Origin of the sequence: Roseofilum halophilum BLCC-M91 (genome assembly GCF_030068445.1) — a bacterium.
Classification (GTDB): Bacteria; Cyanobacteriota; Cyanobacteriia; order Cyanobacteriales; family Desertifilaceae; genus Roseofilum; species Roseofilum halophilum.
In genome coordinates this window covers 36,767-49,262 of record NZ_JAQPOK010000087.1, presented here as the reverse complement: position 1 = coordinate 49,262, position 12,496 = coordinate 36,767, and the positions used below count along the sequence as shown (strand labels likewise).

The 12,496-nt window shown below is 45.5% G+C and carries 8 protein-coding genes; 2 read left to right on the top strand and 6 right to left on the bottom strand.

What is annotated here, in order from left to right; all coding sequences use genetic code 11:
• From PJF56_RS11485 to PJF56_RS11465, 5 genes are all read right to left on the bottom strand, one after another.
• Positions 1 to 2,416, bottom strand: a 2,416-nt coding sequence (locus PJF56_RS11485) for an Hpt domain-containing protein (protein WP_283762811.1), incomplete at its 3' end; no start/stop codon positions are given.
• Positions 2,417 to 2,510: 94 nt separating this feature from the next.
• A complete protein-coding gene (locus PJF56_RS11480; protein WP_283762810.1) occupies positions 2,511 to 5,492 on the bottom strand; it encodes a methyl-accepting chemotaxis protein in 2,982 nt (993 codons plus the stop codon).
• A 125-nt stretch (positions 5,493 to 5,617) separates the two neighbouring features.
• Complete coding sequence (locus PJF56_RS11475; protein ID WP_283762809.1) at positions 5,618 to 6,148, bottom strand: chemotaxis protein CheW; 531 nt, start codon at positions 6,146 to 6,148, stop codon at positions 5,618 to 5,620.
• 47 nt (positions 6,149 to 6,195) lie between these two features.
• Positions 6,196 to 6,561 carry a response regulator transcription factor gene (locus tag PJF56_RS11470; protein WP_283762808.1) on the bottom strand — a complete coding sequence of 122 codons (366 nt, stop codon included), beginning with the start codon at positions 6,559 to 6,561 and terminating at the stop codon, positions 6,196 to 6,198.
• Positions 6,562 to 6,725: 164 nt separating this feature from the next.
• Positions 6,726 to 7,994: a response regulator gene (locus tag PJF56_RS11465; protein ID WP_283762807.1), complete on the bottom strand. Its 1,269-nt coding sequence runs from the start codon at positions 7,992 to 7,994 to the stop codon at positions 6,726 to 6,728.
• A 533-nt stretch (positions 7,995 to 8,527) separates the two neighbouring features.
• Here PJF56_RS11465 and hmpF point away from each other — a divergent pair.
• Together hmpF and PJF56_RS11455 are read left to right on the top strand one after the other, a co-directional pair.
• On the top strand, positions 8,528 to 10,249 hold the full coding sequence (hmpF, locus tag PJF56_RS11460; RefSeq protein WP_283762806.1) for a pilus motility taxis protein HmpF: 1,722 nt from the start codon (positions 8,528 to 8,530) through the stop codon (positions 10,247 to 10,249).
• Positions 10,250 to 10,345: 96 nt separating this feature from the next.
• The gene (locus PJF56_RS11455; protein ID WP_347179523.1) at positions 10,346 to 10,948 is read left to right on the top strand and encodes a hypothetical protein; all 603 of its coding nucleotides are present in this window, start codon (positions 10,346 to 10,348) and stop codon (positions 10,946 to 10,948) included.
• A gap of 116 nt (positions 10,949 to 11,064) precedes the next feature.
• On the opposite strand, the gene PJF56_RS11450 is transcribed toward PJF56_RS11455, so the two are convergent.
• A complete protein-coding gene (locus PJF56_RS11450) occupies positions 11,065 to 12,450 on the bottom strand; it encodes a hybrid sensor histidine kinase/response regulator (protein WP_283762804.1) in 1,386 nt (461 codons plus the stop codon).
• Between the last annotated feature and the right edge of the window lie 46 nt (positions 12,451 to 12,496).

Sequence of the window (12,496 nt, the reverse complement as noted above, 5' to 3'; positions counted from 1 at the left end):
CACTGAAGTCTTCTAACTCTAGGGATTCATCTGCTGATGGTTCTTCTAATCCAAATATGTCGTCTGACTCGCTGTTGCTGTCGTCGGTGAGAGACATATCTCCTAATTTTTCTGTGTCACTGAAGTCTTCTAACTCTAGGGATTCATCTGCTGATGGTTCTTCTAATCCAAATATATCGTCCGACTCGCTGTTGCTGTCGTCGGTGAGAGACATATCTCCTAATTCTTCTGTGTCACTGAAGTCTTCTAACTCTAGAGCTTCATCTGCTGATGATTCTTCTAATCCAAATATGTCGTCTGACTCGCTGTTGCTGTCGTCGGTGAGAGAAATATCTCCTAATTCTTCTGTTTCACTGAAGTCTTCTAACTCTAGGGATTCATCTGCTGATGGTTCTTCTAATCCAAATATGTCTTCTGACTCGCTGTTGCTGTCGTCGGTGAGAGACATATCTCCTAATTCTTCTGTGTCACTGAAGTCTTCTAACTCTAGGGATTCATCGGTTGAGGATTCTTCTAATCCAAATATGTCTTCTGACTCGCTGTTGCTGTCGTCGGTGAGAGAAAGATCTCCTAATTCTTCTGTGTCACTGAAGTCTTCTAACTCTAGGGATTCATCAGTTGAGGATTCTTCTAATCCAAATATGTCGTCTGACTCGCTGCTGGTGTCGTCTGGCTGCACGTCTAGTTCTGACTCTAATTCACCACTATTGGTGGTTTCTATATCTCCGGACAAATCATCAAACAACTGATTGAAGTTGTCAAAATTACGATCTAGGTTTTCGGAGCTAGATTCTTCTTCTATTTCTAAAAGATTATCAATTTCAGATAAATTTTTCGATTCTTCAAGTGATGAATTGGACTCGAAATCTAAATTGAAGTCTGATTTTTCGGTTTGTTCTGTGTCATCTATTTCAAAATCTAAGTCTTCTAAGGATCGATCGTTTTCTGATGAATCGATATCGATTTGCAATAATTCATCGATATCATTAGAGTTGTTTGAGGTGGATAATTCCAAGTCATTATCATTCGCAAACAAATCGGATAATTCAGGGTCTTGAGGTTTATTTTGATTATTTGACATAACGGTTGGCTCAATTTCTAGTAAGTCTTTTAGATCATCTTCGGGGTTTTCGGAGTCTAAGTTAAAAAGTTCGTTGTTGGATAGATTCTGTCCTAAATTGTCTGTCGTCTTTTCCGATCGCTCATTGGAAAAATCATCGACTAAGAAATCGGAGAGGTCACCCATGTCATCGACTTCTGAGGAGTCTAAGTTTTCAGTGTCCTCTAGGGAAGCAGAAGAGAGGTCTGTTTCCCAACCGAGTTCAATATCTGAGGTTTCTCCTTCAAATAGATCGGCTAAGGTGCTGAGTTCACTGAGTCCAACTTCTGGCCCGATGCGTTGTGATGACGATCTGGGGGGATCGAGTGGGGGGGGAGTGTTGTCCGATCGCCCTCCTTTAGAGGAAGCATTCTGTACAGTGTCTTCTGGGGGAGTGGTTCCCATTCTTAATAAGGTGTCGAGTTCAGCATCACTTGGGGACGTGGTAAGAGACGGTTCAGATTGAAGATTTAACAGCGCTTGACTGGGTTTAATCTGCTCTGGTGTACCGGCTAACACCAAGTCTCTAGCGCTTTTAAGTTCTTTAATGATGATGGGGGCAAGATCGGCATAGAGATGATCCCTGTTGGCGATCGCTCCTTGAGCCAATTTCACTAACTCCACCCAGGGGTTAATATCAAAGTTTTCCCCCGCTTGTCTTAAGCTAAAACAGATTTGAGCTAACTTTTTGCGACTTTTTGCCGTATCAGGTTGCTTGAACCCTTCGAGCATTTGCCGTAATTGGGTGGGCACATCACTCTGGAAAACTAAATGCTTGGCGCTCTCTTCAGGATCGGGGAGGTTAGACGCTCTATAGGCTAACACTGAACTGGACACTGATGGTGTTGCGATCGCAGGAAACATTCCCCTTGGCTCTTTTGCTGTGGCATCTACCCCATTGTTCTCCATGGCGATCATCTGATTCACACTCTCAAACAAGGGAGTTAAGGAAGCCATAATTTCTGCATCCTTAGCATGAGAGTCCCCTTCACTCTCTTCTAAGTTTTCCACTAACTCACTGAGTCCATCAAAAACCTGTAGCAGTAAAGATTCTAATTTGGGGTTAACCTGAGTCGGTCTGTCTTTGATGAACTTAAAATAATCTTCTAGCTGGTGGGACGTTTTTTTTATACTGCTGGCTCCTAACATGGCCGAGCCGCCTTTAATCGAATGGGCAGCTCGAAAGACTTCATTAACCAGTTCAGAATCCTGGACAGTTTCAGCTAAATTCAACAATCCCTGTTCAATGATCCTGAGATTATCTTTCGCTTCCTCTAAGAAGTAGCCCATTATTCGGTCTAATTGTTCCTGATCCATGGTTCTTTTGCTCCCCTAACCTTCGCATCCTGTCAGTGATAGCGTCCTTCAGTTGTACACCCTGATGCCACCCATTCCAGCTTAACCTCTCGTCCTAACGGCTTTTGGGATCGACTTTGAATCGTTCCACACCCGTGAGCAAATCCCGTGCCACATTCACCAGACTCGCCAACGCCTGTGAAACCCGTCCGCACTCTTGAGACGTTTCTTGGGCAGTCAATTCCACTGATTGCATGACCTGAGCTACTGCTCGTGAGGTTTCCGTTTGTTCCACGGTATCAGCAGCAATGGAGCGCACCAAGACATCAATCCGGTTATTGGTTTGAATAATATCTTCTAGGGATTTCGCCGCTTCTTTGGCTAAGTTTGTCCCTTGAATGACCTGTTGAGTTCCTTCTTCCATCGCTTGCATTACCCCAGCCGTTTCACTTTGGATTTGCAATACGATTTGTTCAATTTCTTTAGACGCTTTAGCTGCCCGGTCTGCCAACTGTCGGACTTCATCGGCAACAATGGCAAATCCGCGACCGGCTTCTCCGGCACGGGCGGCTTCAATACTGGCGTTGAGGGCAAGTAAATTGGTTCGGGAGGCGATTTGGGCAATCAAGGCCACAATCTTGGAAATTTCTTGGGAGGATTCCGCTAACCGTTTGACTTTCCGGGTCGTTTCTGCCACCGTTTCTCGAATTTCTAAAATACCGGCTACGGTTCTCTCTACGGATTCTCCCCCTCGGCGGGCGGTGTCATTTGCAGAGCGGGCAACGGCTTCGGCTTGGCGGGCGCTTTCTGCTACCCGTTGAATGGAGTCGGTCATCATTTGTACCGAATTCAGGGTGACCGCTAGTTCTTCCGCTTGCCTCAAGGCATCAGCCGCTAACCCCCGTGCAAAGGCTTCACTTTCTGCCGAGCCTTTGTTCACTTGCCGAGCGGCTACGGTAACCTGTTGTACAATTTCCCGCAGGTTTTGAATGGTGAGGTTAAAGGAGTCGGCTACGGCTCCGAGTACGTCGGCAGTGACTTCGGCTTGAACGGTGAGGTCTCCGCGAGCGGCTCCTTCTACGTCGTCGAGTAGGCGAATCACTTGCCGTTGCAGGTCTTCTTTGGCGGATTCGTTTTCGGCGGCTTTGCGTTGGGACTCACTCATGGTGGTGAGGACGTTTCTGGCCATGACGTTGAAGCTCTCTGCCAGATAGCCCAGTTCGTCTTCGCCATAGACGGTGGCTTGCGCTCCCAGTTGTCCGGAGGCTACTTTTTCAAATTGGGTTTGCAGTTCGTCCGTAGTTTGTTTGACCTGACTTGTTACTTTTCGCCCTAGGACGTAAGTGGTTGCACCGGATAAACCGCCCGGTAGTATAATCATGGCTAGTTTGCTAAAGGCTTTGGCATCACTTGCTGTAGCATAGATTACGGCAGCAATGGCAAAGGCGGAACTGAGTCCAGTGGCGATCGCACTATAAACATTCTTACTAATCAGAGGCGCATTATCAAAGAAGCTCAATACCCCTTGATCTACGGAGACACTCGGTTCTACTTGCCGTTGAGATTTACCCGCAAAGGTGGGAATGGTATCCGTATTATTGGAGATACTAAACATCTCTTCTTCGAGCAAGGCGGAATTATCATCACTGGGATCGGCATCTTCATCGAGTTTGAATCCATGAGTGTTCATGCCATTCATGGAATTGTCCTTAAAGTCCTTGGAAAAATCTGATGAGGGTTCATCAAAGCCAGAAAATTCATCCAGAACTTTATCATCGAAGGCATCAAATTCATCGAGAAAATCCACTGCCCCATTGCCATTTTTGGCTTCTGAGACTTCTGACTCTGTGTCAAATTGTTCTAAATCGTCATCAAATCCAAAACTTTCTGTATGAAAACCGGATTCTGTATCAAACCCGGTTTCGGTAAAATCCGTGATTTCCTCGGAATGAGTGCCATTGCCATCAAAACTATCCTCATCGCCAATACCTTGCCAGAGATGACTATCTGATAGGGTTTGATCGCTTGCCATTGAGCCATTACGGCCATTTTTGCTCAGGGATATGTCTCCCCCATTTTCCTGATGTCCATTGGCTGAGTGAGAGGTTCCACCGACAAATAAGGTGGGACTCTCTCCCATGGTTAGTCCTTGAGTTGGCCGATCTTCTACGAACTCAGAAGATTCAGGAGCTAAGGCTTCTTGTTCAGAGGTTTCAACCCCTAGGTTTTCGGAAACGGATGGGCTGCTATTGAAGGCGGGTTCTTCGTCTGGAAATTCCGAGGGATCAAAGGCTATACCTTCGTCACCATTTAAGAGTTCTCCCGTTTCTTCTATGAGATCTACATCGGTGTCAAAGGGGGAGAAGGCTTCTTCTTGCAGGTCATCGGATTCTTCTTGTAACTCTGCTAAGGATTCTCCGGCAAAGATATCATCTTCAAAGGTTTCTTCTTCCTGGAATTCTTCGAGTTGGGATTGGTCTACGGTAAAGGGGTCATCTTCTTCGGCTAATTCTTCGTTCCAGGAAGCTTCCTCTACGTCTAAGTCTAAATCGTCCGGGGTGTTGAAGGTCGGTTCTGCTTCTAGATCTGCTAGATCTGCCTCTTCTATGAATTCATCGGTTTCATCAAGCAAGGCAGATTCATCTAGACTTTCGGCATCACCTAGGGTAGGATTGCCCATCATTTCGGTATGAATAACTTCTTCTTCTTGTTCTTCTCCCTGGAGGTCTAAATCTTGCCATTCTGAAGCAATTTCGTCCTCATCCAAGTCGTCCATGGGGGGGATTTGACTGGAGGTATCTCCTTCAAAGTCTGCTCCCATGGTATGGTAGGTCGAGAATTGTTCCACATCTTCCAATCCTTGGTTCGCATAATCCATAAAGACTTGATCGGAAGTGATTTTTAATACTGATTCATATTCTTCACGGGCAACTGTATATTCTTGTAATCCATAACAGTAAATATGGCCTCTGAGTAAATGAGAATTCGGATCGTCGGGAAAGTGTTCTACCAAGTGATCGATAATTGAGGCCGCATCTTCATAGCGTCCTTGAACATAAGCCGTTTCTGCTTGTTGATATTCTGTTGCATAATCCATCCCAGAGCCTCCCCCAAAACACGATAGTTTGACTTGTTGATTTAATTTACTTGCTTTGACTATATTATGATCTCAGATTGATAGTTAAGTGTGTTGATCTTTAGGTTTATCAGGTTATACCAATTTTAGGCTGCCCAACGAGCCGATCGCAAAATAGCCACTTGGTTGAGCAACCATAAATATTGGTTGTTTTCCTCATCAATGACCCATTCGCCCCGTACAAACGGTTCCATGGTATCAGCAATATTGGTGGCTCGTTGGAGTTGTTCCACATCTAACCAATCCATTCCTCCCATGCGATCTATGGCCAAACCTAACATAGTATCTTGGTCTTCGATCGCAATCACGGGCAGTTCGGAGCGATCGGTATTTAAGGGGGTCTGCTCTCCGAGGAACTGTCCCAGGTCAGCCACCCAAATGACCCGGCCGCGAATATTCATGGTTCCCAACAGTAGGGGAGAGACATTGGGAATCGGAGTAATGCGATCCGGAGGAGATTCAAACACTTCCTTAATCCCAATAGCACTCAGGGCCAGTTCATGGCCAGAGGGCAGAAAAAACCGCAGATGTAACTCTCCTTCAGGATTTTGCAGTTCCTGAAACTCGGTTACCTGTTCGGAGTCAACTTCATTGAATAATTCGGAATTACCTACCATAATCTTATCGGTTTGGGCGTTCTGAGGGGCAATCTTGAGGCTCGCCATTAGCTGCGTAAAAGTTGTTTAACTGTTCCGACCAACTCGGTAGGCTGAAAGGGTTTAGCGATGTAAGCATCTGCCCCTTGTTTCATGCCCCAATAGCGGTCAAACTCTTCTCCTTTCGAGGAACACATGACCACAGGAACATGCTGAGTCTTTTTGTCATTTTTGATTCGCCGACAGACTTCATAACCATTCATACGGGGCATAACAATATCCAAAACCACTAAATCGGGAAGACTACTTTGAATATTTTCGATCGCTTCTACGCCATCGCTGGCAGTGGTAACTGTGAGACCACTTTCTTTGAGCAGGTCGATAATCATCTGCCGTTGGGCGGGGCTATCTTCTACTACTAAAACGCTACTCATAGGGGTATCCTACTACTTTGCTATCGTGTCCTTAAAGTTGGGGTTGAAGGGCTAACTCACTTGACTAGGGTTGAGCGCTTCAAGTCTCTCTAATTTATCGAATAAAGTGCCCTATCTGGCCACTTAATTGGATTTTTAGGTCAGAGAGGGAAAAGGTAAAGGGGTTAGGGTTGGGGAAGGTCTCCAGAGGGGGGCTTGAGGGGTTCCAAGTCGAGTTCTGAGGCGATCGCATCATCAAGAATGCGATCGGGAGATGGGTCAGTTCCTCCTCCTTTGCCAATATATTTTTCCAGAACCATCAACAGCTCCCCTTGACCAAAGGGTTTGGTCAGATAGTCAGTGGCTCCTACCATCCGGGCTTTAAGGCGATCGATAAACCCATCTTTGCCCGTGAGCATCACAATCGGAGTTTGCCGAAATAGGCTCGATCGCCGTAACATCGCACAGATTTCATAACCATCTAATTCTGGCATGGCGATATCACACAAAATTAAATCCGGTTTGAGTTGAAACACTAAACTCAAGGCCCGTAGAGGATTGGTGATCCCTGCCACTTCATAACCACTGGCTTTGAGAATCTGTTCAACCGCTTTACATAAGGCTACCCCATCATCAATAAAAACAACACGGGGGGGGCGAACGGGCTTGAGGTCTTCGGGCATCCAATCCGATTCTGAAGAACTCAGATAAGTTAATTGAACCCAGCCCTTTTGCACAAAGGGATACATCGCTTTGGCCACCGTGAGAATATCCCCATTTAAGTAACGGGCAATTTGGCGAATTGAGGTTTGTTTGTTAGCCCAAGCCGACAGAATCTTAAATCGCTTTGGGTTCAGGTTTTTGCTCAGGGCTGGGGCATCACAGAGGACAGGACATTGATCGGGCGATTGAATATGGGGATGGAGTTGGTTCCATTCTTGAACCTGTTTGAGGACTTTCGTAACTAAGGGGCCAATTTCCAGAGGCGTGAGTTGGGGCGCTAAAGGAGGGCCCAATTCAAACATAAATGAGCCATTATGCAAAGAGAGCAGATCGAATAGGGTCTCTTGAACCATGCTTTTAATGATACTTCTTCCCTGGGCAGGGGTGAGGCTGTGGTTTTCTAGCATCGCCCACAGGTAACCATATTCCGGCGCATTCGTGGCCGCAATGGTGGGAACCCTGATCGGATCGAGGGTAGTAGATAATCCATAGCGATGCAGATGATGACGTAGGCGCACCAGAGAATTGTCTGCATCTGAACCGGCATAAATAATTTTGCCATTGGCAAAAAAAACAAACCAACATTGAGGGGGCAGACGCTGGGGGCGATCGCCTCGATTAAAATGAGGTTGAGGACTATAGCTCTCAACACACAATTCCCCAGTGCGCTGTCCCAACTCAATGAGCTGGAAAATGCTGCGAATATCAATCTCGCTTAACTGTCCCTGCATTCGGTGTTCATTACGTTGGTTACGTTCTGCTACGGCTCAAAGTCCAGGCTGAATTCTCTGGGGGAATCCATTGCCCTAAAGCTGCCCTAAAGCTATTGTAAGTCCTTACGATGGCAGGTATTCCCTTGAAGTCAGATTAGACGGTCGCAGTTGATAACGGTTGGTAACTTTTAAGCTAAACTAATGGCAATGGGAAATAAATCTTGAAACATCCCTGAACTTATCCGAGTGGATTCCTGACGGCGAGTTTGTCATTGCCTTAGTTTAAGACAGTAATAAATTTTGTAAAGCTAGTTGCGGCTTCACTTGAGATAGGATCGTCATAGGGATGAATCGATCGCAGCTCATCCTCTCTTGGCTCTATACAATGGCTTCAGAACCTCACCCTGACCCTAGATTCAGGTGTGATGGGGAAAAGAAACCAATGCAGGGGTTTCCCTAAATTGGCTAGAGCAGTCAAAATAAAGTAAAGATCAGGGAGAGTTTACCCCAGGATCATTTGATTGGTGGACGCATAAACGAGGACTATCAGCGTGCTTTATCTAGCGGAAGTACAAATCCAAAAGGGGTTCATGGGCAATAAAGCCATGGTGAAACTGCTGGCGTGTCAGCGCAGCGAACAGAATTGGAGTTCGGTCTCTGAAGAACTGATTGAATTGGCAGAACCGGGAACCTTAAAAGATGGAGCGCTGGTTTTGGTAGAGGTGGCCAATAAAAAGATTCAACGACCCCCTCAAGATGCAGCGCGTCCTTTAATTGGGATTTTACAGAAGTTTTCCACCCTTCAAGGAAAATTTGAAGGCCAGGAGGAGGAAATTGAGCAGTGGAAACAGTCCTTGACCTTTCAAGCCCAGGAGCTAAATCGTCGGGAAATGGAGCTGGTAGCGCGAGAAGATGAGCTGGCTCAGTTGGAGGACGAAGCGGAGAAACTAGAGGAGAAGCGACAGGAAATTGAGTCTTTATCGGAGGAGGCCGAGCGACAACGGGAGGAGTTTGAGCGCAAAAGTCAGGAGTTGGAAGGCGCTTGGGCCCATTTGCGGGGCGAACAACAACGACTAGAAGAACAACAGGGCGAACTCTCGTCAGCTTCCATACTTGATGAAGAGAAAGCAGACCAAATTCGACAGTCTTTACAGTCTTTGTCCGAGGCTGTTTCGCCAACGGAAAGCCTGCGAGAAGCAGTGGGACAGATGACGACGGCCGTCTCAGAACAGCAGCAGGTTCTCGACCAACATTGGCAGCAACTGGAGCAGTCAAAAGGGCAAACCAGTCAACAGCAAGGGGAAGTAGAGCAACTCAAGCAGACGATTGAAGGCCGTTGGCAGGAGTGGAACGAGGCGCAAACGGTTCTGGAAAAGGCACAGGTCGATTTGAAAACTCAGCAGAGTATCCTCCAAATTAAGCAAGAGTTACTCTCACCGATGCAAACTCACTTGAGTCAGACTGAACAGTTGTGTCAACAGCTTCAGCAGTTGTCGGAAGCATCAGGGAAACCCGCAGTCACCGTCGATCGCCAGACTCTGGAAAATATGCCCATTGATGAACTACAAAAACGGGTGGAGGACTTGGAACAAGACCTGAAACGGGCATCGGGGTTTGTTAAGGATCAGGAGGAAGAGTTAGGGTATCAGATGGAGGCCATTGATGAACTTAAGCAGAAAATTGAACAAGCCAGTGAATACGATCGCCTCAGTTTAGAAACCGAATTATCCAGCGAACAAGAAAGCTATGATTTCCTGAATGAATCTTTAGTGGGGTCGCGGCGAAATTTAGCCGAGAGAGAATTTGTTTATAAGACCCATGTCAGTATTCTCCGGCGCAGACAAGGTTATCCTGTGGAAGCTGGAGGAGAAGCACTGCTCGATTTTAGCCCAGCCTTGGAAGCGGCCGAAAGCCAACGAGAACAGCAAAGCGAACAAATGCAACGGATGGAAGCAGAAATAAGTCAGATTCAATCGGCAATTGGGCAAGCAGAGGAACTGGTGAATAGCCAAATGGCCGATCAAGAAACCAAGCGCAATGAAATTAAGCAATTGGAAGAAACCTTAGCTCAACAAGAGCAACAATGGGCACAAGCAAGAAGTCAAGTGGAGATTTATGAACAAATGCTCCAACCCCTGCAAGATCAACTGGCCCAATATCGGGAAAAAGTGGAGCAACTGCAAGAGGGGATAACTGGAATTCAATCCACCAACGATCGCCAATTACAGGCGATTTCCCAACTTCAGCAAACGGTCACCGAGCTAACTCAGTAAGCCCAAGTTTGCCCTTAGCCTTATTTTCCTACTCCTTTGAAGAGTTCAACACCCGACCTCAACCACCTCAACGAATGGCCAATAAACTCCTTTGCTATGTCCCAGGTCTACAGCACTGAAGATTTAATTGCCATATTGGCCCAAGAGCGTCAAGCTTGTATGAGAGGAGAGCGTTTGAGTCTCAACATTCAGCTCTCTGGTCACCCAATTATCGACCAATTTGTAGCCGTTGAAGGGGTGCAAAACTTTATCGCTTACAAAGACTTTAAATCCACCATTCACCGCTATCAGAGAGAATATCAAGTTTCCGGAATTATCTGGCAAGACATTATCATTGGCGGACAAACCTTGCGCTATCCTGCCATTCACGATCAACTCATTGCCTTACCCCAAGATTTAGACATCCTGCAACAAGCCAAATCTAAAATTCTCCACTTTTGGCATCAAGTGACTGTCGCTATGGATATCTTTATTGCTGATGGTCGGCGATATCAACAGATTACCCATCAAGAAATTGAACCCATTTCCCAACGCACCCAATGGGCCCTGATTTACAAATGGGAAAATTCTTCTTACTTAGAAATCTTACTGCAACTCGGTTGGGGACAACCCACAGAAGCCTCCTATCAACGCAGTTTACCCCACTCTGGAAGTCGATGCATTCATGCCGTTTATCCGGGAACTCGCCCCATTGGGTAATGGGTAATTGGTAATTGGTAATGGGTAATGGGTAATTGGTAATGGGTAATTGGTAATTGGTAATTGGTAATTAGCCATTACTCTTCATTCCCCCACAGAGGATGCAAAGCGCTGTATCACATTGTTTCTTTGCAATGAACAGGAATTTGAAGCATAAATTGACTTCCTCCATCAGGCAATCGGGAATAACTTAGTTCTCCCTGATGTTCCTCCACAATAATTTTATAACAAATAGAAAGACCTAATCCACTGCCTTTACCCACAGATTTAGTAGTAAAAAATGGATTAAAAATTTGCGTTTTAATATCATCCTCAATCCCCACTCCGTTATCCTTAAAACAAATTTGCACTTCATGGTCATTCATAAGTTTCGTGCTAATCTCTAGGGTGGGAATAGCATCCGCCGAAGTCCAATAACCCAATGGTTTATCTTCTATCGCATCAATAGCATTTTCAATCAAATGAAGAAAAACTTGATGAATTTGCCCAGAATAGCAAGTGACTTTAGGTAACTCACCATAGTGTTTCACCACTTGAATCGGGGGTCGATCGCGAGTTTCCTGCAATCGATGTTGTACAATTAATAAGGTACTCTCAATTCCTTCATGTAAATCGACGGATTTAATCGCGGCTTCATCCAGTCTAGAAAACGTCCGCAGTCCTAAAACTATACCATGAATTCTTTCTACACCGTTTTCCATCGAACCGATCATGGTCTTGAGGTCATCAATGACAAAATCTAAATCAATTTCTTCCGTAAATGCTTTAATCTCTTCTGTCGGTTCAGGATAACTTTTCTGATAAATTTTGATGGTATCGACCAAGTTATCTAAATAATCATTGACATAATGCACATTGCCATAAATAAAACTAACCGGATTGTTTATTTCATGAGCAATTCCAGCAACAAGCTGTCCCAGGCTGGCCATTTTTTCACTTTGAACCAGTTGTAATTGAGTGTTCTGTATTTTGGTTAAAGCTGCTTCTAAGCGTTCTGTTTGCTGCTGGAGTTCTATTTCTCGCTCTTCTAGGGAAGCCTGAATTTTTGTGCGATCGCAGATTTCTTGCTCTAAAATTATATTCTGCTCGGCCAGCATTTTTTGGGCTTGACGAAGCTGTAGCTGATTTTGCACGCGCACAATGACTTCTTCAATTTGAAAGGGTTTGGTAATATAATCTGAGCCACCGACGCGGAAGGCTTTGACTTTATCAATGACATCATCTAAGGCGCTCAAAAAAATTACGGGGATGTCTTGAGTGACTTCAGTTTGTTTTAACTGTTCGCACACTTGATACCCATTGAGATCGGGCATATTAATATCGAGCAAAATTAAATCCGGCGGTTTTGCGCGAGCCGCTTTCAATCCCATGGCTCCATTAATCACACTTCTGACTTTATACCCTTGCTTGGTTAACAAACTCGACAACAAGCGAAGATTGTTGGGCAGATCATCAATCAGGAGAATATTAGCGGGTTCTGGGGGATCGGTGGAGTGATTCATTAGATCGCAAGCAAGCTAGGCGGCACTATGGAATGGAACGATTGGA